General features: G+C 63.1%; 25 protein-coding genes. 15 read left to right on the forward strand and 10 right to left on the reverse strand.

Annotated features, from left to right (window positions below):
- Positions 1 to 304 precede the first annotated feature (304 nt).
- The 3 genes from mnmE to hemJ form a co-directional block, all read right to left on the reverse strand.
- Entirely contained in the window at positions 305 to 1,663 is a 1,359-nt protein-coding gene (gene mnmE / locus IVB50_RS10700) for a tRNA uridine-5-carboxymethylaminomethyl(34) synthesis GTPase MnmE (protein ID WP_247295821.1), read from the reverse strand.
- Positions 1,664 to 1,972: 309 nt separating this feature from the next.
- Positions 1,973 to 3,238, reverse strand: coding sequence for a transcription termination factor Rho (gene rho / locus IVB50_RS10705; RefSeq protein WP_007598612.1), 1,266 nt, complete (start codon positions 3,236 to 3,238; stop codon positions 1,973 to 1,975).
- A 247-nt stretch (positions 3,239 to 3,485) separates the two neighbouring features.
- Positions 3,486 to 3,920 carry a protoporphyrinogen oxidase HemJ gene (hemJ, locus tag IVB50_RS10710; protein ID WP_018459641.1) on the reverse strand — a complete coding sequence of 145 codons (435 nt, stop codon included), beginning with the start codon at positions 3,918 to 3,920 and terminating at the stop codon, positions 3,486 to 3,488.
- 461 nt (positions 3,921 to 4,381) lie between these two features.
- Between hemJ and IVB50_RS10715 the strand changes: the two genes are divergently transcribed.
- Genes IVB50_RS10715 through dnaQ form a run of 4 tightly spaced genes read left to right on the forward strand, consistent with a single transcriptional unit; the run spans position 4,382 to position 7,216 of the window.
- Complete coding sequence (locus tag IVB50_RS10715; protein ID WP_018459640.1) at positions 4,382 to 5,221, forward strand: pyruvate, water dikinase regulatory protein; 840 nt, start codon at positions 4,382 to 4,384, stop codon at positions 5,219 to 5,221.
- An 18-nt stretch (positions 5,222 to 5,239) separates the two neighbouring features.
- Positions 5,240 to 5,848: a Maf family nucleotide pyrophosphatase gene (locus tag IVB50_RS10720; RefSeq protein ID WP_247295824.1), complete on the forward strand. Its 609-nt coding sequence runs from the start codon at positions 5,240 to 5,242 to the stop codon at positions 5,846 to 5,848.
- Positions 5,849 to 5,871: 23 nt separating this feature from the next.
- A complete protein-coding gene (gene coaE, locus IVB50_RS10725; protein ID WP_085349243.1) occupies positions 5,872 to 6,471 on the forward strand; it encodes a dephospho-CoA kinase in 600 nt (199 codons plus the stop codon).
- 28 nt (positions 6,472 to 6,499) lie between these two features.
- Entirely contained in the window at positions 6,500 to 7,216 is a 717-nt protein-coding gene (dnaQ, locus tag IVB50_RS10730) for a DNA polymerase III subunit epsilon (protein ID WP_018459637.1), read from the forward strand.
- On the opposite strand, the gene secB is transcribed toward dnaQ, so the two are convergent.
- Entirely contained in the window at positions 7,213 to 7,695 is a 483-nt protein-coding gene (gene secB, locus IVB50_RS10735) for a protein-export chaperone SecB (protein ID WP_007598595.1), read from the reverse strand. The two genes, dnaQ and secB, sit on opposite strands and share 4 nt — an antisense overlap.
- Positions 7,696 to 8,110: 415 nt before the next feature.
- Here secB and IVB50_RS10740 point away from each other — a divergent pair, with 415 nt between their 5' ends.
- The 3 genes from IVB50_RS10740 to IVB50_RS10750 are packed head-to-tail and all read left to right on the forward strand — an operon-like array spanning position 8,111 to position 10,894.
- Positions 8,111 to 8,806 carry a Tim44/TimA family putative adaptor protein gene (locus IVB50_RS10740; RefSeq protein ID WP_007604067.1) on the forward strand — a complete coding sequence of 232 codons (696 nt, stop codon included), beginning with the start codon at positions 8,111 to 8,113 and terminating at the stop codon, positions 8,804 to 8,806.
- Entirely contained in the window at positions 8,784 to 10,307 is a 1,524-nt protein-coding gene (locus tag IVB50_RS10745; RefSeq protein WP_018459636.1) for an MltA domain-containing protein, read from the forward strand. Before IVB50_RS10740 ends, IVB50_RS10745 begins: the two co-directional genes overlap by 23 nt.
- Complete coding sequence (locus IVB50_RS10750; protein ID WP_018459635.1) at positions 10,304 to 10,894, forward strand: Smr/MutS family protein; 591 nt, start codon at positions 10,304 to 10,306, stop codon at positions 10,892 to 10,894. Before IVB50_RS10745 ends, IVB50_RS10750 begins: the two co-directional genes overlap by 4 nt.
- Here the strand turns inward: IVB50_RS10750 and IVB50_RS10755 are convergent.
- The 5 genes from IVB50_RS10755 to hslV are packed head-to-tail and all read right to left on the reverse strand — an operon-like array spanning position 10,891 to position 15,065.
- Entirely contained in the window at positions 10,891 to 12,015 is a 1,125-nt protein-coding gene (locus IVB50_RS10755) for a hypothetical protein (RefSeq protein WP_018459634.1), read from the reverse strand. The two genes, IVB50_RS10750 and IVB50_RS10755, sit on opposite strands and share 4 nt — an antisense overlap.
- A 28-nt stretch (positions 12,016 to 12,043) precedes the next feature.
- Positions 12,044 to 13,348: an ATP-dependent protease ATPase subunit HslU gene (gene hslU, locus IVB50_RS10760; RefSeq protein WP_018459633.1), complete on the reverse strand. Its 1,305-nt coding sequence runs from the start codon at positions 13,346 to 13,348 to the stop codon at positions 12,044 to 12,046.
- Positions 13,349 to 13,401: 53 nt separating this feature from the next.
- Positions 13,402 to 14,019, reverse strand: a complete 618-nt coding sequence (locus IVB50_RS10765; RefSeq protein WP_018459632.1) for a DUF2585 domain-containing protein — start codon at positions 14,017 to 14,019, stop codon at positions 13,402 to 13,404.
- Complete coding sequence (locus IVB50_RS10770) at positions 14,016 to 14,501, reverse strand: GNAT family N-acetyltransferase (RefSeq protein WP_018459631.1); 486 nt, start codon at positions 14,499 to 14,501, stop codon at positions 14,016 to 14,018. Before IVB50_RS10770 ends, IVB50_RS10765 begins: the two co-directional genes overlap by 4 nt.
- 3 nt (positions 14,502 to 14,504) lie before the next feature.
- Complete coding sequence (gene hslV / locus IVB50_RS10775; protein WP_018459630.1) at positions 14,505 to 15,065, reverse strand: ATP-dependent protease subunit HslV; 561 nt, start codon at positions 15,063 to 15,065, stop codon at positions 14,505 to 14,507.
- A 189-nt stretch (positions 15,066 to 15,254) separates the two neighbouring features.
- On the opposite strand from hslV, the gene hisB reads away from it, so the two are divergent.
- The 8 genes from hisB (at position 15,255) to IVB50_RS10815 (ending at position 20,363) form a co-directional block, all read left to right on the forward strand.
- A complete protein-coding gene (gene hisB, locus IVB50_RS10780; protein ID WP_007604059.1) occupies positions 15,255 to 15,848 on the forward strand; it encodes an imidazoleglycerol-phosphate dehydratase HisB in 594 nt (197 codons plus the stop codon).
- A 66-nt stretch (positions 15,849 to 15,914) separates the two neighbouring features.
- Positions 15,915 to 16,445, forward strand: coding sequence for a DUF2628 domain-containing protein (locus IVB50_RS10785; RefSeq protein WP_018459629.1), 531 nt, complete (start codon positions 15,915 to 15,917; stop codon positions 16,443 to 16,445).
- On the forward strand, positions 16,442 to 17,092 hold the full coding sequence (gene hisH / locus IVB50_RS10790) for an imidazole glycerol phosphate synthase subunit HisH (RefSeq protein WP_018459628.1): 651 nt from the start codon (positions 16,442 to 16,444) through the stop codon (positions 17,090 to 17,092). The genes IVB50_RS10785 and hisH overlap by 4 nt, the downstream gene beginning before the upstream one ends.
- Entirely contained in the window at positions 17,080 to 17,826 is a 747-nt protein-coding gene (gene hisA / locus IVB50_RS10795; RefSeq protein ID WP_018459627.1) for a 1-(5-phosphoribosyl)-5-[(5-phosphoribosylamino)methylideneamino]imidazole-4-carboxamide isomerase, read from the forward strand. The genes hisH and hisA overlap by 13 nt, the downstream gene beginning before the upstream one ends.
- Positions 17,827 to 17,836: 10 nt before the next feature.
- Positions 17,837 to 18,613, forward strand: a complete 777-nt coding sequence (hisF, locus tag IVB50_RS10800; protein WP_018459626.1) for an imidazole glycerol phosphate synthase subunit HisF — start codon at positions 17,837 to 17,839, stop codon at positions 18,611 to 18,613.
- Positions 18,614 to 18,713: 100 nt separating this feature from the next.
- Positions 18,714 to 19,040, forward strand: coding sequence for a phosphoribosyl-ATP diphosphatase (locus tag IVB50_RS10805; RefSeq protein ID WP_007598445.1), 327 nt, complete (start codon positions 18,714 to 18,716; stop codon positions 19,038 to 19,040).
- A 20-nt stretch (positions 19,041 to 19,060) separates the two neighbouring features.
- Positions 19,061 to 20,017 (forward strand): type I pantothenate kinase, encoded by a 957-nt coding sequence (gene coaA, locus IVB50_RS10810; protein WP_007598451.1) that lies wholly within the window; start codon positions 19,061 to 19,063, stop codon positions 20,015 to 20,017.
- Positions 20,018 to 20,123: 106 nt separating this feature from the next.
- A complete protein-coding gene (locus tag IVB50_RS10815; RefSeq protein ID WP_018459625.1) occupies positions 20,124 to 20,363 on the forward strand; it encodes a hypothetical protein in 240 nt (79 codons plus the stop codon).
- An 84-nt stretch (positions 20,364 to 20,447) separates the two neighbouring features.
- Here IVB50_RS10815 and IVB50_RS10820 read toward each other — a convergent pair whose 3' ends face one another.
- The gene (locus IVB50_RS10820; protein ID WP_018459624.1) at positions 20,448 to 21,077 is read right to left on the reverse strand and encodes a histidine phosphatase family protein; all 630 of its coding nucleotides are present in this window, start codon (positions 21,075 to 21,077) and stop codon (positions 20,448 to 20,450) included.
- Positions 21,078 to 21,151: the final 74 nt, after the last annotated feature.

Consider the following 21,151-nt stretch of genomic DNA (forward strand, 5'->3'; position numbering starts at 1 on the left):
TTGGAAAGATTATCATTTTCAGTGGGAGAAAACGGAGCTCCCGACGCATAAAGTGTCTACTGAAGGGCCGTAACGTCCAGATGCGGCCCGGTCTCGAAAGCTCGATGGCAGCGGCATACTCCCATCATCGCGAGCGGAGTGATCCGGGATCTCTCCGCTCACCCGCTCCCTTAGCTGCCACGTTTGCCAGCAAATATGGGTAATGGAGTCACGTTTTACGTGAAACGTCTCGGAACGCGACCGCAGTGTTTCACGTGAAACGAAGAAGTGGAACAAAGGCTAGTTGTACAATGAAGAACTAGGGCTACTTCCCAACGCAGAACTTCTGAAAAATCGCCCCCAGGACGTCCTCGACATCCACCCGACCCAGCAGCCGGCCCAAGGCATAGGCCGCAGCGCGCAGCTCTTCGGCGGCAAGCTCCTCGCCGTCTTCTACAAGCTCCAGACTCCGCCGCAAGCTGTCCGACGCCCGGCGCAGCAAATCCCGCTGCCGGGCCCGGGTCACCAACGCGCCCTCAGTCGTTCCGAAGAAGTCGGCGGCGAATTTCACCATAGCATCGACCAGCGCGGGAATGCCGTCCCCCCGGCTGGCGGCGATTCCGAACTCACCGTACAGGCCGACGTCCTCGACCCCGCCGAGATCGATCTTGTTGCGCACGATCCAGACCGAACCGCCGGAGCGGCTGCCTGCATTGCCGGACTTCCCCAGCAACGGCATTGCGGCCGGATCGACCGCGCGCCCCGCCTCCACCAGCCACAACACGAGGTCGGCGTCTTCGGCTCGGGCTCGCGCCCGGCGAACACCCTCCTGCTCCACCGGATCGTCGGTCTCGCGAATGCCGGCCGTGTCGATCACCGTGACGGGATAGCCATCAAGATCGAGCTGCACCTCGATCACATCGCGTGTCGTGCCGGCATGCGGCGAGACGATCGCGACGTCGCGGCGCGCGAGCTGGTTGATCAGCGTCGACTTGCCGACATTCGGCTCGCCCGCGATCGCAACCACCAGGCCGTCGCGCAAGCGTTCAGCTTGTCCCTGTGCCGCAAGGACTTCTGCGATTTCGTCATGCAGCGCACTGATCGCCTTGACCGCAGGCGCTCTCAACTCGGCGGGCACATCGCCCTCGTCGGAGAAATCGATGCCGGCCTCGATCAAGGCCGAGGCGTCGATGATGCGCTCGCGCCAGTCGCGCGCGCGATTGCCGAGGAGACCCTGCAACTGCCGCAACGCCTGGCGGCGCTGGCGGTCGGTGTCGGCATGAATGAGATCGTCGAGGCCCTCCGCCTCGGTCAGGTCGAGCTTGCCGTTCTCGAAGGCGCGCCGGGTGAATTCGCCCGGTTCGGCAGCTCGCATATTCGGAATTACGGAAATTGCGGTAAACAGTGCGGCCAGCACCGCGCGGCCGCCATGGACGTGAAATTCGGCGACGTCCTCGCCGGTCGCGCTGCCGGGCCCCGGAAACCACAACACCACCGAATCGTCGATCGGCTGGCCCACGCCGTCATGAAGGAGCCGGCGGCTGGCCTGCCTCGGCGCCGGCAGCTTGCCCGCCAGCGTCGTCAGCACCAGGCTGGCGCCTGGCCCGGAGACACGCACCGCCGCAAGCGCACTTGGCGGACGGCCAGACGACAGTGCAAAGATGGTGTGGTCTCGCGGATACATAGCCTATTTGTCCGGCTGAAAGGGAAAAGGCAAACATCCGTTTCGGCTGACAAATCGAGCGATTATGCTGCTTGGATTCTCGCAGCAAAACCAATAGTGCGATGCAATAAATTCGCGAGCGTCTACTGCAAGAACCACTTGCAACGGAATGAGCGGCATCCCTCGATCCGCTATTCATAAATTATATCAACATCTTAGACGACGCCTACTCCAGACGACAACGCCCCGCCATGCTGCAGCTCGCTGCAACAAAGTCGCACAAAGAAAAAGGGCGCCCGAAGGCGCCCTTTGGATCATGTTGCACTGCAATCAGGTGTTCATCGAATCGAAGAACTCGGAATTGCTCTTGGTCGAGCGCAGCTTGTCGAGCAGGAAGTCGATGCCGTCCATCGTCCCCATCGGATTCAGGATGCGGCGGAGTACGTACATCTTCTTCAAGACCACCGGATCGGTGATCAGCTCTTCCTTACGGGTGCCGGAGCGCGAAATGTCGATCGCCGGGAAGGTCCGCTTGTCCGACACCTTGCGATCGAGGATCAGCTCGGAGTTGCCGGTGCCCTTGAACTCTTCGAAGATGACTTCGTCCATACGGCTGCCGGTATCAACCAGCGCAGTCGCGATGATCGTCAGCGAGCCGCCCTCTTCGATGTTGCGGGCGGCGCCGAAGAACCGCTTCGGCCGCTGCAGCGCGTTGGCATCGACACCGCCGGTCAGCACCTTGCCCGATGACGGCACCACGGTGTTGTAGGCGCGGCCGAGGCGCGTGATGGAGTCCAGCAGGATCACGACGTCGCGGCCATGCTCAACCAGACGCTTGGCCTTCTCGATCACCATCTCGGCGACCTGGACATGGCGCACCGCCGGCTCGTCGAAGGTCGAGGAGACGACCTCGCCCTTCACCGAGCGCTGCATGTCCGTGACTTCTTCCGGACGTTCGTCGATCAGGAGCACGATCAGATAGCACTCGGGATGATTATGCGCGATCGAGTGCGCGATGTTCTGCATCAGCACGGTCTTGCCCGTGCGCGGCGGCGCGACGATCAGCGCGCGCTGACCCTTGCCGATCGGCGCAACGATGTCGATCACCCTTGCAGACAGGTCTTTCCGCGTGGGGTCGTCGATTTCCATGCGGAAGCGCTGATTCGGAAACAGCGGCGTGAGGTTGTCGAAATTGACCTTGTGCTTGGCCTTTTCCGGGTCCTCGAAATTGAGCGTGTTGACCTTCAGCAGCGCGAAATAGCGCTCGCCCTCCTTCGGGCTGCGGATGTGGCCTTCGATAGTGTCGCCGGTGCGCAGGCCAAAACGGCGGATCTGCGAGGGCGAAACGTAGATGTCATCCGGGCCCGGCAGATAATTCGCATCGGGCGAGCGGAGGAAGCCGAAGCCGTCGGAGAGAACCTCGACGACGCCTTCGCCGACGATGTCGGTCTCGGCGAGCGCAAGCTGCTTGAGGATGGCGAACAGCAGCTCCTGCTTGCGCATGGTGCTGGCATTCTCGACCCCATTCTCTTCCGCGAACGAGACGAGCTCGGCCGGCGTCTTCGACTTGAGGTCCTGGAGTTTGATTTCCCGCATTGGGGTGGTCCTGTGGGGTAACCTGGGAGGGGGGTGCGAGGAGGCTCTGAAATGCGGACGCGAAAAGGTAAGGTCCGCAGGTCTGGCAAGGAGAGCGCCGGTGAGGCTTCAAACCTGATGGGGTGTCCGGCCTCTGGAAAGCTCAGACACGACCACATCCGCCTGCGTTGGGTGGGATATCGCTAATATAGAAAATCGCCTCACACTCCGCAAGCAGAAGCACTGAGCGATTGTTCGCGACCGCTGCCTAGAACGGCTTCACGATCACCATGATGACGATCAGAATCATCAAGGCAGTTGGTACCTCGTTGATAATCCGATAGAATTTCTGGCTCCGGGGGCGCCGGTCCGCCGCGAAATCCTTCAGCCAGCGCGAAAAAAAGCCGTGGACCGCGGACATCGCCAGGACCAGTGCCAGTTTTACGTGCAGCCAGCCGAAAGTGAACCAGTGTCCAGCCCAGGCGAGGTAGAGCCCGGCGAGCCAGGTCACGATCATAGCGGGGTTGATGATCGCCTTGAACAGCCGCCGTTCCATGATCTTGAACGTTTCCGACTGCTGCGAGCCGACTTCAGCCTCGCAATGATAAACGAACAGCCGTGGCAAATAGAGCATGCCCGCCATCCAGGAAATGACGGCGATCACATGCAGCGCCTTGATCCAGAGGTAGACGTCTTCAAACATGTCTGGGGGTCCGGATTCCTGCCCAGCCGAGGGGAAACGTTGGGGATAGTAAGAACTCGTTAAGGTCTTGCCTGCACACATATCCGTCCGTAGCGCCCTTCTCCAATAAGAATCTTAGATTCTTAAGGTTTGAGTCTATGTGACGGTGAATTGGACTCACACATCTCCGTCCGCCCGTTCACACGCGCTTGTTCACATCCATCAACATATCCTCTGACAGCTCCGGCCGCTTTCGATAAGTCGGTCAGCTTCAAAGGCTTGCGCGTTTCTGTCGGCAGCTTATCAAGAGGGTTATCGACGCAATCCCGTTTCCCTTTCGGGAGGGCGTCGAAGTTGTTCTCAGGGGCAGCGGTGTGAAGAAAATCCGCCGTTGTCCCGCCCCCGGTGTCGCACATCCCTTTCCGGGAGGTTAAGCTCCACAGAAATCCACAAACCACACCGACTCCATACAAAGGGCTTTTGTGCCGACTTCGAACAATTATTTCCATCTGCACCTCGTCTCCGACTCCACCGGTGAGACGCTGATCACGGTCGCGCGCGCCGTTGCCGCCCAGTACGCCAACGTGACCCCGGTCGAGCACGTCTATCCGCTGGTGCGCAGCCAGAAACAGCTCGATCGCGTGCTCGACGAGATCGAGGAAGCGCCGGGAATCGTGCTGTTCACGCTGCTCGAGAAGGATCTGGTTTCGAGGCTCGAGGATAAGTGCAAGGGGATCAATGTTCCGAGCCTGTCGATCATCGGGCCGGTGATGCAGTTGTTCGAGGCCTATCTCGGAGCTGCCACGACCGGCCGGGTCGGCGCCCAGCACGTGCTCAATGCCGAATACTTCAAGCGTATCGACGCGTTGAACTACACGATGATCCACGATGACGGCCAGCATGTCGAAGGGCTCGACGACGCGGACGTGGTGCTCGTCGGCGTTTCCCGCACCTCCAAGACCCCGACGTCGATCTACCTTGCCAACCGAGGCATCCGCACTGCCAACGTGCCGCTGGTTCCAGGCATTCCGGTGCCCTCGCAACTGGAGACGTTGACGCGACCGCTGGTGGTGAGCTTGCATGCGACGCCGGAACGATTGATCCAGGTGCGCACGAACCGCCTGCTCTCCATGGGGGCCGATTCCAGCAGCGACACTTATACCGACAAGCAATCGGTCGCCGAGGAGGTCGCATTTGCCCGCAAGCTGAGCGCCAAGCACGATTGGCCGCTGCTCGACGTCACGCGGCGCTCGATCGAGGAAACCGCCGCGGCGATCATGAAACTTTACAGCGATCGTCAGCGTAACCGGCCTTCTGAATAGCTTTGGGATAGTTTCGCGATGGGTCTCTGGCTCGGCAAATCTTCGTTGATCCTGGCCTCGCAGAGCAGCGCGAGAAAGATGCTCCTGGCGAATGCCGGGCTCGAGTTCAAGGCGATCACGGCTGATATCGACGAGCGCGGCATCCAGGCCGCCTCCGGGCTTTCTGGTCCGCGCGAGATTGCCCTGCTGCTGGCGCGCGAAAAAGCCAAGGCAGTCTCGGCCCATCACGTTGGAAGCACCGTCATTGGTGCTGATCAAACGCTGGCGCTTGGCGATCGCCTCTTCAACAAGCCAGCGGGCCGCGCCCAGGCGCTGGCGCAGCTGCGCGATCTCTCCGGCCATAGCCATGAGCTGAATTCCGCCGTGGCGATCGCACGCGATGGCGAGATCATCTTCGAGGACGTCTCGGTTGCCTGCCTCACGATGCGGCAGATGACCGAGGCCGAGCTTTCGGCCTATCTCGACATCGCCGGCGGCGCCGTCAGCACCAGCGTCGGCGGCTATCAGCTCGAAAGCCTGGGGATCCATTTGTTCGAGCGTATCGAGGGCGACCACTTCACCATTCTCGGCTTGCCGCTGCTGCCGCTGCTTGCGTTCCTGCGGCGCGAGCGGCTAGTTGCGGTGTGACTGGCAGATATGGTTGGGCGCTGATGCGGATCCTGGGACTGACCGGCTCGATCGGGATGGGCAAATCCACCACCGCGAAATTGTTCGCGGAGGCTGGCGTGCCTGTCTACGATGCCGATGCGGCCGTCCATCAGCTCTATGAGGGCGAGGCCGCACCCGCGATCGAGGCCGCCTTCCCCGGCACTACCGCGAACGGCAAGGTTGATCGGCCAAAACTCTCGGCGCGTGTGGTGCACGATCCTGCGGCCATCAAGCAGCTCGAGCAGATCGTCCATCCGATGCTCGGCGCTTCCCGGAAAAAGTTCTTCGCCGACGCCGAAGCCGCCAACGCGCCGGTCGTGGTGCTGGACATACCGCTGCTGTTCGAGACGGGTGGCGAGACGCGGGTCGATGCCGTAGTCGTCGTCACCACGTCTCCGGAACTGCAGCGCGAGCGGGTGCTGGCGCGCGGCACGATGGACGAGGCCAAGCTCGACGCCATCATCGCCAAGCAGACACCCGATGCGGAAAAGCGCAGGCGTGCCGATTTCGTGGTGGATACATCCCACGGACTCGAACCGGTGCGCGCCCAAATCGCGCACATCCTCGCCGACGTCGTTAAGATGCCGCAGCGGCGCGCCTGATTCGCCGCCTGACACGGCTTCCCAGATCATGCGCGAAATCGTTCTCGACACAGAAACCACCGGCCTTGACCCGTTGCGGGGAGATCGCCTGGTCGAAATCGGCTGCGTCGAGATGCTCAATCGCATGCCGACGGGGCAGAGTTTCCACGTCTACATCAATCCCGAAAGGGACATGCCGGCAGAAGCCTTTGCGGTGCACGGGCTGTCGGCCGAATTCCTGGCGACGAAGCAGCTGTTTCACGAGGTCGTCGACGATTTTCTGGAGTTCATCGGCGACGCGCCGCTGGTGATCCACAATGCCTCGTTCGACATCAGCTTCATCAATGCCGAGCTCGACCGGATCAAGCGCCCGGCGATCCCGCGCGAGCGGCTGGTCGATACGCTGCTGCTGGCTCGGCGCAAGCATCCCGGCGTGTCGAACCGGCTCGACGATCTCTGCTCACGCTATGCGATCGACAATTCACGCCGCACCAAGCACGGCGCATTGCTCGACGCCGAGCTGCTTGCGGAAGTCTATGTGGATCTGGTCGGGGCGCGGCAGTCGCAGCTGCTGCTTGCTTCGGAATCCGAAGAGACTCGCGCCAATGGGGCTGCCGATGCGCCTCGGCGGCAACGGCCGGCGCCGCTCACCCCGCGCATTTCGGACGCCGAGCGCGAGGCCCACCGGGCCTTCATCGCAACGCTCGGCGACAAGGCGATCTGGAACGAGTTCTTGCCCGCTCCAGCCGCCCCTTTGGCTGGTTAAGCCTGGCCGCTCGGCTGAGCGGCCATTTGCCGCTCCATGTTCTGGCGATAGAGGCCGACGAAGTCGACCGGATCCAGCATCAAAGGCGGGAACCCGCCGTCGCGCACGGCAGTGGCGATGATCTCACGGGCAAACGGGAACAGCAGGCGCGGGCATTCGATCATGACCAGCGGATGCAAATTGTCCTTCGGCACGTTGGAGATGCGGAAGACGCCGGCATAAGCGAGCTCGAACGAGAACATGATCTTGCCGGCGGTCTCGGCCTTGCCCTCGACCGACAGCGTCACCTCGAACTCCTGTTCGCTGAGATTGTTGGCGCTGACATTGATCTGGATGTTGATCTGGGGCGGCTGGCTCTGCTGCTGGAGCGAGCTGGGCGCATTCGGATTTTCGAACGAGAGGTCCTTGGTATATTGCGCCAGGACGTTGAGCTGGGGAGCCTGGGCCGCCTCGGGAGGGGTGCCGTTACCGTTGGTCATAAGAGTGTCTCCTTACCCGATTGGGCTGAATTTCGCGGCGGTTGGCTAACATAGGGCTACCTCGTTCCACAAGGACGAACGGTCCCGGATGGGGAATTCCGGCCACGCCCACAACTGTGGCGTTCACCCCGGCGATCCAGCGCAACTGCGCCTTAAACGATTGAAGATGCGCGATTTCCGGGCAGGATCGGGTTTCCCCTTAAGCATAAAACGCGCTACACTCGGTGCTGTGCCAAAAGGCGCCATTGGCCGGGCAAGATTTCGTGCCTACATCCCACGGACCTGACGCGCGGACCCAAAATGGTGATGTAGACTTGCCGTTCCGGTATGGAACGGTCTACTGGCCGGATCGATTTTCCCGGCACGATCCTTTCGAGACGGCCCCTTCTACAGACGACCAGAAAGCGAATACGACGTGGACATCTACACCATCATCTTCCTGGCGCTGGCGGTCTTCATCTTTCTGAGGCTGCGCAGCGTGCTGGGGCAGCGCACGGGCAACGAGCGGCCGCCGTTCGACCGCAACGCGCTCCAGGGCGCCCAGGACAAGAACGTCGTCACCATGCCGGGCAAGGTCATCGACCAGGCTCCCTTGGCGCCGACGGCCGAGCCGACCCCGCCCTCCGACCGTTGGAAGGGCCTGACCGAGCCGGGCACCGTGCTCGCCCAGGGTCTCGACGCCATCGTCGAAAAGGATTCCACCTTCGATCCGCGGCATTTCATCTCCGGCGCCCGCGGCGCCTATGAGATGATCGTGCTGGCCTTTGCCAATGGCGACCGCCGCGCGCTGCGCGACCTGCTGTCGTCGGAGGTCTATGAAAGCTTCGATGCCGCGATCAAGGAGCGCGAGAAGAACGAGCAGAAGACCGAGACGCGTTTTGTCTCGATCGACAAGGCCGAGCTCGTCGGCGCCGAACTGCGCGACCGCACCGCCCAGCTCACGATCCGCTTCGTCTCGCAGATGATCTCGGCCACCCGGGACAAGGCCGGCAACATCGTCGACGGAAGCGCCGACACGGTCGCCGACATCACCGACATCTGGACTTTCGCCCGCGACATCACTTCTCGCGATCCGAACTGGAAGCTGGTTGGCACCGGAAGCGCGAATTAAGGTTTTCCTGAAGACCAGCGCGACGGCGCTTTGCGCAGGTGCCGTCGCGCTGTCGTCGTTTTCACTCGGCGCTGAGGCGGCGCGGCGCCACTATCGCAGCCATCACCATCATCTCCCGGAATTGCCTGCCGCGCCGCCGCGCGCCTTGCCATATCCGCAGCTTCCCCTGCCGCTCGAAATTCCCGGCGCCCAATATCTGCCGCTGGCCTGGGCCGACGTGAAGGGCTGGGGCGACGACAATCATCTCGCCGCCTACAAGACCTTTCGCGCGAGCTGCCGTCCGATCAACGCGCAGACCGGCGCTCCCGAACCGAAGGCTTTGGGCGCCTCGCTGGGCGAACCCTGCCGGGTCGCCAAATCGCTCGAGCTTACCGACGACGCTCGGGCCAAAACCTTCTTCGAGGAGAATTTTGCGCCGCTGCGGATCTCGCGCCTCGGCGAGCCCGATGGTTTCGTCACCGGCTATTACGAACCGGTGCTGGAGGGATCGCGCACGCAGACCGACGTCTACAATGTCCCGGTCTATCGCCGCCCCTCGAATCTCTTTGTGCGCGGTTACAAGCAGGATTCGGTCAGCCTGCCCAACAAGGGCCCGGTCTATCGCAAGATCGGCCGCCGCAAGCTCGTGCCTTATTACGACCGCGCCGAGATCGAGGACGGCAAGATCGCCGGCCGCGGACTCGAGATTGCCTGGCTGAAGGACCCGACCGATCTGCTGTTCGCCCAGATCCAGGGTTCGGCGCGGATCAAGTTCGACGACGGCGGCACGGTCCGGCTCAACTACGACGCCTATAACGGCTATCCCTATACGGCGGTCGGTCGCATCCTGATCGAGCGCGGCATCATTCCAAAGGAAGAGATGTCGATGCAGAAGATCAGGGAGTGGATGGCGCAGACCCCTGACGGTGCCAAGGAGCTGCGCCGCCAGAACCGCTCCTACATCTTCTTTCGCGAGGTCAATCTATCCGACAAGGAGGAGGCGGTCGGCGCGCAAGGCATTCCGTTGACGGCCGGCCGCTCGATCGCGGTCGACAAATCGCTCCACGTCTACGGCACCCCGTTTTTCATCGAAGGCGAGCTGCCGATCGATTCCGAACGCGCGAAGACGCCGTTCCATCGCTTGATGATCGCGCAGGACACGGGCTCGGCCATCATCGGTCCGGCGCGCGCCGATCTCTATTTCGGCGCGGGTCAGGATGCCGGCCGGGTCTCCGGACGGCTGCGCCATGCCATGCATTTCGTGATGCTGGTGCCGAAGAGCCTCGATCCCACAACGCGCGGCGCGCGGCTCCCGGTGCCGGACCCGCGGCCCTCGGAGAAGATCGCAAAGCTGTTTCCGCAAACGGAGCCTGCGAAGGACAAGCCGCCTGCCGAGCTGCAAAGCAAGAGCGAGACGGTCGCTGTCGCCGGTCCAGTCCCGCTGCCGGTGCCGCGTCCCGTGATCGAGCCAGTTCAGGAGCCGCGGCGGCCGGTGAAAAATCGCTCCCATCGGCAACAATGAAGCGATCGTCCCGTCCGCCCGTGCTGGAGCCTCGTCCCTCGCCGCGCCGTCGCGCGCTGAGTGAGGAAGAGCGCGCGCTGTGGGATACGGTCGCAAAGCAGGTCAAGCCGCTGAGAAAGCATCGTGCGGCGAAGGCGCAAGCTGCACCACGCACCGAGTCTTCGCCTGCAGCGCCCGCCCCCCGGATTGCGCCGTCGCCACGTCCGATTGCCGCTGCCCCGGCACCGCGCGCAGCGAAGCCGGCGGTGCCGCCGCTGGCGCCGCTCGGCAAGCGCGAGCGCACAAAGCTGTCGCGCGGGCGCAGCGAGATCGAGGCGCGGCTCGATCTGCACGGCATGACCCAGATGCGTGCCCACCGCGCGCTGAGCGGCTTCCTGCACCGCGCCCATCATGACGGCCTGACCTTCGTGCTGGTCATCACCGGCAAGGGCCGAAGCGGCGGCGAAAGCGGCGTGCTGCGCCGTCAGGTGCCGGAATGGCTGAGCCTGCCGGAATTCCGGGCCTTCGTCGTCGGATTCGAAGAGGCCGGTATCGGCCATGGCGGCGAGGGCGCGCTCTACGTGCGGATCAGGCGGGCGAGATATTAGAACGGCCGCACGATTCCGACGCGCGGGATCAATGTGACAATCAGGCCGAAGATATTTGTCGTCTGATCTTCCGCCGAAATCAGCGGCGTCTCGCGTGCGGCGGGCAGCATCTTCACCGCGTGCAGGATCAGGAACATGCAGACTGCCCAGTTCGAGATCCAGCGCGAATAGTCGAATACCATCGCGAACATCACGACATAGGCGAGGCTGACGCCGATCAGCGCCGCAATGACGAGGCGGCGATGCGTGTCGCTTGCGAGCGCGCCGATCAAATTCGCAAAATAGCGCCACAGCGGTGTGTGCAGCCAGATCAGCAGCGCGAACACGGGCACGCCGAGGATGTTGTGCGGCAGGCGGCCCCAGGTGTCGGAAATCTCCTTCGCCAACGGCTGATACCAGATGTAGGCAAACTGCAGCAGGTCGGTCCGCGACGGATCGGCCATCCGGCTCTTCAGATCGGCGACGAAATCCGCCTCCGGGACCGGCATCGTTCCCCAAAACTGCGCGGCGAAGAACAGCGCGGAGACGGCCAGCAGGGCCATGATGCCGAACGCGACATTGGTGCGATCGCAGCCATGCGCTAGATAATGCCTGATCACGACGATGGTGATGATGGTCGGCACATACATCAAGAGATGGATGTGGTGGATCAGGACGAGAACGATCGAGAACAGCGCAGCCAGCGCCACGAACAGCAGCGAGCCGGCCGGCACCAGCAGCAGGACGATCGCCAGCGCGCAGCCATAGATGTCGAAATGGCCGAGCGTGTGCATGAAGTTCTTGAGGAAGAACGGCGAGCCCGCGATGAAGACGAACGTCGGCAATGTCTTCGCGGTGAAGCCGAACGTTGTCTGGAATAGTCTTGCGTACAGCCCGAGCGTCACCAGCCATGTAGCGCCGCCGAGCGCGAACACCAGCCATAGCGGCACCTTGTCGGTGAACAGCGCGACGATCGTCCCGATCAGCGCGCGCTTGATGAAGCCAAAATGGTAATCGACGAGGAGGTGGATGTAGGGGACGTAAGGCGGCAGCTGGATCTTGTGAACGAAGACGCCAACGATGATTGCCGCGTTGATCGCGAGCAGCAGGCGCCAGGGGTTTTGCAGGAAGCGTGCGGTCACGCCGCATCCATAGCGCGACCGTCCGGAATTACAAAATGAACCGGCTCAAATCCGCGTTCTTGGCGAGGTCGCCGACGTGCTTCTGCACGAAATCGGCGTCGACCCTGACGGTCTCGCCGCTGCGATCTGGGGCGGTGAAGGAGATCTCGTCCAGCACCCGCTCCATCACGGTCTGCAGCCGCCGCGCGCCGATGTTCTCGACGGTGGAATTCACGGCCACCGCGACGTCCGCAAGCGCGTCGATGGCGTTGTCGGTGATGTCGAGCGTGACGCCTTCGGTCTGCATCAGCGCGACATATTGCTTGATCAGCGAAGCCTCCGGCTCGGTCAGGATGCGGCGCATGTCGTCACGGGTCAGCGCCTGCAGCTCGACGCGGATCGGCAGGCGGCCCTGCAATTCCGGCAGCAAATCGGACGGTTTTGCGACGTGGAAGGCGCCTGAGGCAATGAACAGGATGTGGTCGGTCTTCACCGCGCCGTGCTTGGTCGAGACGGTGGTGCCCTCGATCAGCGGCAGCAGGTCGCGCTGCACGCCCTCGCGCGAGACGTCGCCGCCGGCGCGGCCTTCGCGGGCGCAGATCTTGTCGATCTCGTCCAGGAACACGATGCCGTTGTTCTCGACCGCACTGATCGCCTCCATCGTCAACTGATCGCTGTCGAGCAGCTTGTCGGATTCCTCGTTGATGAGGATCTCGTGCGAGCTCTCCACCGTCAGCCGCCGCGTCTTGCTGCGTCCGCCGAGCTTGCCGAAGATGTCGCCGATCGAAACCGCGCCCATCTGCGCGCCAGGCATGCCCGGGATCTCGAACATCGGAAAGCCGCTGCCGCCGCCTTGCGTCTCGATCTCGATTTCCTTGTCGTTGAGCTCGCCCGCGCGCAGCTTCTTGCGGAAGGAGTCCCGCGTCGCGGCGCTGGAATTGGCGCCGACCAGGGCATCAAGTACGCGCTCCTCAGCGGCGAGCTGCGCACGTGCCTGCACGTCTTTGCGCTTGCGCTCGCGGACCTGAGAAATCGCGACCTCGACGAGATCGCGCACGATCTGCTCGACGTCGCGGCCGACATAGCCGACCTCGGTGAATTTCGTCGCCTCGACCTTCAGGAACGGCGCGTTGGCAAGCTTGGCGAGCCGCCGCGCGATCTCGGTCTTGCCGACCCCGGTCGGGCCGATCATCAGGATGTTCTTCGGCAGCACCTCTTCGCGCAAGGAGCCTTCGAGCTGCTGCCGCCGCCAGCGGTTGCGCAGCGCGATCGAGACGGCGCGCTTGGCATCGGCCTGGCCGACGATGAAACGGTCGAGTTCGGAAACGATTTCGCGGGGGGAGAAGTCTGTCATGGGACCTTAGCTAGGATCAGATGCGGGGCGGGACAAGCCGCTTTTTTTGGCCGTCAGATGATCGGCGGACCCGATTGCCATAGTTTCACGGCCTCGATCGGATGGATCAGCATCAGGATATTGAGCGTCAGATTGTCGCGAATATGCAGCGCCAGCATGATTTCGAAGGCGAGCCCAAGCAGGATGGTCACTGATACAGGCAGCAGGCGCGCTACGAGGAAGCCCAGCATCATGGACAAATTGTCAGAGATCGAATTGACGATGCTGTCGCCGAAATAATCCAGCGAGATCGTGCCGGCGCGGTAGCGTTCGATGATGAAGGGCGAGTTCTCGACGATCTCCCAGGCACCTTCGATCAGAATGGCGATGATCAGGCGGGCGGGCCAGGACAGAGACACGAACGGCAGCCGCGCGAACAGCAGCCAGGTCAGCCCGTAAAACAGGAAGCCGTGCAGGATGTGCGAGAAGGTGTACCAGTCGGCGATGTGCTGCGAATTCTCCGAGCTGTTCACCACGCCATGCCACAGCTTGACATAGCCGCAGGTGCAGATCGGCACCCGGCCCATCGCAAGCAGGATCGAGGCCTGCATCGCCAGCAGCAGCAGCGCGATGCCGACCCAGGCGAGCGGCGGAAACGCGGCCTTGCTCTCATGCGTGGTTGCCAGCGTCATGGCTCGCGCACCATCAGGAGTGCGGGCCCGTCGGGCGTCTCGACCATGCGGTCGCGGACAAAGCCGGCCTTCTCATAGGCGCGCACGGCGCGCGCGTTGAGCGGATCAGGATCAGTGACGATGCGCGGCAGGCCCTGCCGCAACTGCGCGTCGGCGAATTGCCGGATGAATGCCGAACCGTGCCCGCGCGCGATCATGTCGCTTTCGCCGATGAACTGATCGATGCCACGGGTGGCCTCCGGTTGCGGCCCAACACCCGTATTCCAGGCGGTCAGGCGGTAGCATTGAAGATAGCCGAACGGCTTGCCTTCGGCCAACACGATGAACTGGTCCATTGCCGGCTCGCCGAGATCGCCGCTCACGAGCGCGAACTGCTCGTCCGGATCGCCCCACCATTCCCGCACATGCGCTTCGCCCAGCCATCGCCGAATCAGCGGCAGAACGGCCGCGGTCATCGGGCGGAAGGTGTAGGCGAGGGCCATGGCCTACCCGGCCGACAGCGCTTCGATGGTCACATTGCGGTTGGTGTAGACGCAGATATCGGCGGCGATGTCGAGGGAGCGGCGGACGATGGTCTCGGCGTCCTTGTCGGTGTCGAGTAGGGCGCGGGCGGCCGCCAGCGCGTAATTCCCGCCGGAGCCGATCGCCATGACGCCGGCTTCGGGCTCCAACACGTCGCCGGTGCCTGTCAGCACCAGGGAGACGTCCTTGTCGGCGACGATCATCATGGCCTCCAGCCGCCGCAAATAACGGTCGGTGCGCCAGTCCTTGGCGAGCTCGACGGCGGCCCGGGTCAATTGCCCCGGATATTGCTCGAGTTTGGCTTCCAGACGCTCGAACAGCGTGAAGGCGTCGGCGGTGGCGCCGGCAAAGCCGCCGATGACGTCGCCCTTGCCGAGTTTCCGGACCTTCCTGGCGTTGTGCTTGATCACGGTCTGGCCGATCGAGACCTGGCCGTCGCCGCCGACCACCACCTTGCCGCCCTTGCGGACCGTCAAAATCGTGGTGCCGTGCCAGCCCGGCGAGCTGTTTGGGGAGTCCTGCATGAATGATCCTCGTTGACCGGGCTGATTTAGGCGGTCGGGAGCGGGGGCACAACGGGCCGCTCCGGGCCCAATTTGCTCACCATAGGCAGAAGTAGAGGCCCGGCCAGCCGTTGCCGCAGTAGCGAAGGCGTCATTTGGCTGTTAAAAGACCGGCGTTTTCGGCCCGAACTAGGATGGAAGCGTGTTTTGATGCGCACCGCGACGATCAAGCGCAAGACCAAGGAAACCGACATCGAGGTCACCGTGAACCTCGATGGCTCCGGCGTGTCCAATATCGCGACCGGCATCGGCTTTTTCGACCATATGCTCGATCTCCTCGCCCGCCATTCCCGCATTGACCTCACGGTCAAGGCGGTCGGCGATTTGCACATCGATCATCACCATACCACCGAAGACACCGGCATCGCGCTCGGCCAGGCCGTCAAGCAGGCGCTCGGCAACATGGCGGGCATCACCCGCTATGCCGGCGTGCACATGCCCATGGACGAGACGCTGTCACGCGTGGTCATCGACATCTCGGGCCGCCCGGTCCTGGTGTTCAAGGTCGACTTCCCCCGCGACAAGATCGGCGAGTTCGACACCGAATTGGTGCGCGAGTGGTTCCAGGCCTTCGCCATGAACGCCGGCGTGACTCTTCACGTCGAGACCCTATATGGCGATAACAGCCACCATATCGCCGAGTCCTGCTTCAAGGGTCTGGCACGGGCGCTGCGCACCGCCGTCGCGATCGATCCGAAGGCGGTGGGCGAAATCCCGTCCACCAAGGGCTCGCTCGGCGGCTGACATCTTTCGGCCCGCGGCCCGCGCCGTTTGCGGTATCACTGAATTCCTAGGGAACGGGGCATCGCCATGTCCGTCTACACAGTTCATGCTCCCTCCCCCGCAGGATCCGATCTGCGCGCGACCGACAAGTTCGTCTTCGTGCGCGACGGCTTCCATTTCTGGGCGATGATCTTCGGACCGCTCTGGCTGCTGTGGAATCGGCTGTGGCTGGCGCTGATCGGCTGGGTGATCTTCGTTGCCGCCTTCAACGTCGGGCTGTCCAGCCTCGGTGTCGGCCGTTCGTCGATCTTTTTCGCCGACATCATCGTCGCGCTGCTGATGGGATTCGAGGCCTCCAGCCTGCGCCGCTGGACGCTCTCGCGCGGTAAATGGCGACAGCTCGACGTGGTGATTTCCGACGACGAGGACACCGCCGAGCGCCGCTTCTTCGAGCGCTGGAGCCAGAAGCAGCGCGGCATCGTCAACGATCAATGGGCCGTCGATCGCGGTGGCCCGCCGCCGACCCGCAACGTGCCGGGTCAGCAATTCTCCAACCCGCCGCCAATGCCGGCAGGTGGCATCATTGGTTTGTTTCCAGAACCGGGAGGGTCAAGATGAGCGTCGCCATCATCGATTACGGTTCCGGCAATCTGCATTCGGCCGCCAAGGCGTTCGAGCGCGCCGCGCGCGGCATGGACAACCCGCAAAAGGTGTTCGTCACCAGCGATCCAGACCAGGCCTACAGCGCCGACCGTCTGGTACTGCCGGGCGTCGGTGCCTTCGCTGATTGCCGGCGCGGGCTCGATGCCGTCAACGGCATGGTCGAGGCGATCACCGAAGCGGTGCGCGTCAAGGCGCGGCCGATGTTCGGCATCTGCGTCGGCATGCAGCTGTTCGCCACCCGCGGCAAGGAGCATGTGATCACGCAAGGGCTGAACTGGATCGGCGGCGACGTCGAGAAGATCACGCCGAACGACGAGAGGCTGAAGATCCCGCACATGGGATGGAATACGCTCGATGTGCTGCGCGAGCATCCGGTGCTGGACAGGCTGCCGCTCGGCCCCAAGGGCCAGCACGCTTATTTCGTGCACTCCTACCACCTCAACGCCACCAACGAGGCGGACGTGCTCGCGCGCGCCGATTACGGCGGGCCCGTCACCGCGATCGTCGGCAAGGACACCGCGATCGGGACGCAGTTTCACCCCGAGAAGAGCCAGCGCTTCGGCCTCGCCCTGATCTCGAATTTTTTGCGATGGAAACCGTGATTCTCTTTCCCGCGATCGACCTCAAGAACGGCCAATGCGTGCGCCTCGAACAGGGCGACATGGCGCGCGCGACCGTGTTCAACCTCAATCCCGCTGCGCAGGCGGCGAGCTTCGTCGCGCAAGGCTTTGAGTATCTCCACGTCGTCGACCTCGACGGCGCGTTTGCCGGGAAGCCTGTGAACGCGCAGGCCGTCGAGGCGATGCTGAAGACGATCACGATTCCGGTGCAGCTCGGTGGCGGCATTCGCGATCTCGCGACTGTCGAAGCCTGGCTCGAAAAGGGCATCACCCGCGTCATCATCGGCACCGCCGCGGTGCGCGACCCCGAATTGGTGAAGGCTGCCGCCAGGAAATTCCCCGGCCGCGTCGCGGTCGGGCTCGATGCACGTGGCGGCAAGGTCGCGGTCGAAGGCTGGGCCGAGACCTCGCAGGTGACGGTGCTGGAGATCGCACGGCGTTTCGAGGATGCCGGCGTTGCCGCCATCATCTTCACCGACATCGCGCGCGACGGCCTGCTCAAAGGCTTGAATCTCGATGCGACCATTGCGCTGGCGGATGCGATCTCGATTCCCGTGATCGCCTCCGGCGGCCTCGCCTCGATCGAGGACGTCAAGGCGATGCTGACGCCGCGCGCGAAAAAACTCGCCGGCGCGATCGCCGGCCGCGCGCTCTATGACGGCCGGCTCGATCCTGCGTCCGCCCTCGCCCTGATCCGTAACGCAGGCGCTGCCTAGGAGACCTCCGATGTTCAAGGTGCGCGTGATCCCCTGCCTCGACGTCAAGGACGGCCGGGTCGTCAAGGGCGTCAACTTCGTCGATTTGCGCGATGCCGGTGACCCCGTCGAAGCGGCGATCGCCTATGACGCCGCCGGCGCGGACGAACTTACGTTTCTCGACATCACCGCGACCCATGAGAATCGCGGCATCATGCTGGACGTGGTCCAGCGCACCGCGGAAGCCTGCTTCATGCCCCTCACCGTCGGCGGCGGCGTGCGTGAGGTGAACGACATCAAGACCCTGCTGCGCGCCGGTGCGGACAAGGTCTCGATCAACAGCGCCGCGGTGTCGCGGCGCGAGTTCGTCAAGGAAGCCGCCGAGAAATTCGGCGGGCAGTGCGTGGTGGTCGCGATCGACGCCAAGCGGGTCAAGCGCGCCGGTGGCGGAGAGCGCTGGGAGATATTCACGCATGGCGGCCGCAACTCGACCGGCATCGATGCCATCGAATATGCCCAGGAAGTGGTCTCGCTCGGTGCCGGTGAAATCCTGCTCACCTCGATGGACCGCGACGGCACGCGGCAGGGTTTTGACATCCCGCTGACCCGGGCGATCGCCGACAGCATTCCCGTTCCTGTGATCGCCTCGGGCGGCGTCGGCAATCTCGATCACCTCGTCGACGGTATTCGCGACGGCCACGCCACCGCCGTGCTGGCCGCCTCGATCTTCCATTTCGGGGAATTCACCATCCGCGAAGCCAAGGAGCACATGTCCCGGCGCGGGCTGCCCATGCGCCTCGATGCCTGACGACTCCCGTTCCTAAAAATGCTAAATCATCGGCGGGAACCGGCTTATCCCGTCAGAAACCGGCCAATCATCGGCCAAGGCGCGTTTTCCGAGTATTTGTATGCCGCGTTTCACCATCCACGATCTGGCCGAGACCATCGACGCCCGCGCGGCAGCGGGTGGCGAGGCGTCCTATACCCGCAAGCTCCTCGACAAGGGCGCCGAACATTGCGCCAAAAAGTTCGGTGAGGAGGCAGTCGAAACCGTAATCGCAGCAGTCGAAAACGATCGCGCGCATCTGATCGCCGAAGGCGCCGACCTGCTCTATCATTTCCTTGTGCTGCTCAAGGCCCGCGGCGTAAAGCTGGAAGAGGTCGAGGCCGCATTGGACAAGCGGACCAATATGTCAGGGTTGGAAGAAAAGGCGTCGCGTAAGGGCGGCAGCTAGCCGAGGTGGAGAGTCGCGTCATGGATATCCGCGCACCCGAGCAGCAGTATAATCCGTACCGCGTCTATACGCGCGAGGAGTGGTCGCGACTGCGCGACGACACGCCGATGACGCTGGAGCCGGGCGAGTTCGACCGGCTACGCTCGCTGCACGACCGCCTCGATTTGCAGGAGGTCGAGGACATCTACCTGCCGCTGTCGCGCCTGCTGTCGATTTATGTCGATGCGATGCAGCGGCTTTATTACGCGGAGCGCCAGTTCCTCAACATCCGCGACCGCAAGATGCCCTACATCATCGGCGTCGCCGGTTCGGTCGCGGTTGGAAAATCCACCACGGCCCGCGTGCTTCAGGCGCTGCTGGCGCGCTGGTCGCCGCGTCCCAAGGTCGAGCTGATCACCACCGACGGATTTCTGTATCCCAACGCCGTGCTGGAGCGGCAGGGCATCATGCAGAAGAAGGGCTTTCCGGAGAGCTACGACCTGCCGCTGCTGCTCAGCTTCCTCTCCGACATCAAGGCCGGCCGCCGCCATGTGCGCGCGCCGGTCTATTCGCATTTGACCTACGACATCGTGCCGAACCAGTGGGCCGAGATCGACCAGCCCGACATCCTGATCGTCGAGGGCGTCAACGTGCTGCAGACCGGCAAGCTGCCGCGTGACGGCAAGGCCGTGCCCGTGGTGTCCGACTTCTTCGATTTCTCGGTCTATATCGACGCGGACGAGGCGGCGCTGCGGCAGTGGTACATCAGGCGCTTCCTGTCGCTGCGCGACACCGCGTTCACCAATCCAAAATCCTACTTCAATCGCTACGCGCTGTTGTCGGACGAGGAAGCCACCGCCACCGCGATCGCGATCTGGGAACGCACCAACCTCGCAAATCTCGAGGACAACATCCTGCCGACTCGTCCCCGCGCGACCCTGATCCTGAAGAAGGGCGCCGATCACACGGTGGCGAGCGTGGCGCTCAGGCGGCTGTAGCAGCCTTGATGGACGGCGCCCTTTGTCAAATTTCGGGCTGAGTATCTTTTGTTGCAGACCGGCGAGGGGTATTTGGTTATGGCTTTCGGAAACGCAAACGGGCCCCATGGTTGATCGTCTCAGAAGCGCCGCCGAGCATCTCGAAGCACCGACCTGCCCGGACTGCCATATCGAGATGAAGTGGTTCCGCTCCGAACTGCTCGCGGACGAGCCGACCCCGATCATCGCGCATCTCTTCGTGTGTCCGCATTGCAAGCGCGCCGCCCAGGTAGACACCATGTTCAGGGGAGGCCAGGCGCCGCATGACAAGCTGTCTGCGCCGCGGTTTATGGCTTATGCCGCATAACGGTTCATCCCGTCGGAGCGCGCAGTGATGCCGGGCTCCCGGCCTGCTCCGCACCCAAGCTGACGTGCGTCGCCGGCAGGTGGCTCACTTGCCTGCCTTCGCGATCCAATCCGCAGGCTTGATGCGTCCTGCAAAGGTTGCGGGACCCGAGCCGCCGGCCTTGTAGACGAAGGCTTCACCTTCCTGCACGTCCCCGGCCTCCTTGCCGAAGGCATCGGCGATGTTGGTCTTGTGGGTGACCAGGAAGGTGTTTGTGCCGGCCTTGGGCGGCGCATCGACGAACTGCCGCACGGCCTGGCCCGCCTTTGCATTTGCACCGGTCGGATTTGCCATGCCCGACGCACTCGCGTTACTGCTGTCCGTCAATGCGTCGACCGGCTTGATCTCGCGGCCGGAGATCAGTCTGCCGGCCTCGATCGCGCGGTTCAGCCGGCTGGTGTAGACGTCGCCGATCGGGATCGCGAGTTCCTTGATGGCCGTCCCGATCTGGCGCGCCATGTCCCGGCCCTTTTCACTGAGCTGACGCTGGGCGCTCATGTCGTCGAATTTGAAAGGGTAGACATCCTTTTGGCTGTCGTCGGTAGCGGTGTGGCGAAACACCAGCACGTAGCCGCCTTGCTTGAGCGAGGCGATCAGTTGCGAGCTATCGGCCGCGGCGGCTTGAGTGGAACCACAGAGAAGGATCACGAAAGCGAGGCGGCAAAGCACGTTCATGCGAAATCCTCTGTTTAAATGCCCCAGAGGATGGTGACGTGCGACGCGGTCGATTTCAATTGTCGATTACCGGC

It is taken from the genome of Bradyrhizobium sp. 87 (assembly GCF_023073015.1).
Classification (GTDB): domain Bacteria; phylum Pseudomonadota; class Alphaproteobacteria; order Rhizobiales; family Xanthobacteraceae; genus Bradyrhizobium; species Bradyrhizobium canariense_D.

What these genes read in the sequence shown, in the direction of transcription:
- mnmE (WP_247295821.1), bottom strand. Translation starts at nt 1,663, where the DNA reads ATGTATCCGCGAGACCACACCATCTTTGCACTGTCGTCTGGCCGTCCG.
- rho (WP_007598612.1), bottom strand. Translation starts at nt 3,238, where the DNA reads ATGCGGGAAATCAAACTCCAGGACCTCAAGTCGAAGACGCCGGCCGAG.
- hemJ (WP_018459641.1), bottom strand. Translation starts at nt 3,920, where the DNA reads ATGTTTGAAGACGTCTACCTCTGGATCAAGGCGCTGCATGTGATCGCC.
- IVB50_RS10720 (WP_247295824.1), top strand. Translation starts at nt 5,240, where the DNA reads ATGGGTCTCTGGCTCGGCAAATCTTCGTTGATCCTGGCCTCGCAGAGC.
- coaE (WP_085349243.1), top strand. Translation starts at nt 5,872, where the DNA reads ATGCGGATCCTGGGACTGACCGGCTCGATCGGGATGGGCAAATCCACC.
- dnaQ (WP_018459637.1), top strand. Translation starts at nt 6,500, where the DNA reads ATGCGCGAAATCGTTCTCGACACAGAAACCACCGGCCTTGACCCGTTG.
- secB (WP_007598595.1), bottom strand. Translation starts at nt 7,695, where the DNA reads ATGACCAACGGTAACGGCACCCCTCCCGAGGCGGCCCAGGCTCCCCAG.
- IVB50_RS10750 (WP_018459635.1), top strand. Translation starts at nt 10,304, where the DNA reads ATGAAGCGATCGTCCCGTCCGCCCGTGCTGGAGCCTCGTCCCTCGCCG.
- hslU (WP_018459633.1), bottom strand. Translation starts at nt 13,348, where the DNA reads ATGACAGACTTCTCCCCCCGCGAAATCGTTTCCGAACTCGACCGTTTC.
- IVB50_RS10765 (WP_018459632.1), bottom strand. Translation starts at nt 14,019, where the DNA reads ATGACGCTGGCAACCACGCATGAGAGCAAGGCCGCGTTTCCGCCGCTC.
- IVB50_RS10770 (WP_018459631.1), bottom strand. Translation starts at nt 14,501, where the DNA reads ATGGCCCTCGCCTACACCTTCCGCCCGATGACCGCGGCCGTTCTGCCG.
- hslV (WP_018459630.1), bottom strand. Translation starts at nt 15,065, where the DNA reads ATGCAGGACTCCCCAAACAGCTCGCCGGGCTGGCACGGCACCACGATT.
- hisB (WP_007604059.1), top strand. Translation starts at nt 15,255, where the DNA reads ATGCGCACCGCGACGATCAAGCGCAAGACCAAGGAAACCGACATCGAG.
- IVB50_RS10785 (WP_018459629.1), top strand. Translation starts at nt 15,915, where the DNA reads ATGTCCGTCTACACAGTTCATGCTCCCTCCCCCGCAGGATCCGATCTG.
- hisH (WP_018459628.1), top strand. Translation starts at nt 16,442, where the DNA reads ATGAGCGTCGCCATCATCGATTACGGTTCCGGCAATCTGCATTCGGCC.
- hisA (WP_018459627.1), top strand. Translation starts at nt 17,080, where the DNA reads ATGGAAACCGTGATTCTCTTTCCCGCGATCGACCTCAAGAACGGCCAA.
- hisF (WP_018459626.1), top strand. Translation starts at nt 17,837, where the DNA reads ATGTTCAAGGTGCGCGTGATCCCCTGCCTCGACGTCAAGGACGGCCGG.
- IVB50_RS10805 (WP_007598445.1), top strand. Translation starts at nt 18,714, where the DNA reads ATGCCGCGTTTCACCATCCACGATCTGGCCGAGACCATCGACGCCCGC.
- coaA (WP_007598451.1), top strand. Translation starts at nt 19,061, where the DNA reads ATGGATATCCGCGCACCCGAGCAGCAGTATAATCCGTACCGCGTCTAT.
- IVB50_RS10815 (WP_018459625.1), top strand. Translation starts at nt 20,124, where the DNA reads ATGGTTGATCGTCTCAGAAGCGCCGCCGAGCATCTCGAAGCACCGACC.
- IVB50_RS10820 (WP_018459624.1), bottom strand. Translation starts at nt 21,077, where the DNA reads ATGAACGTGCTTTGCCGCCTCGCTTTCGTGATCCTTCTCTGTGGTTCC.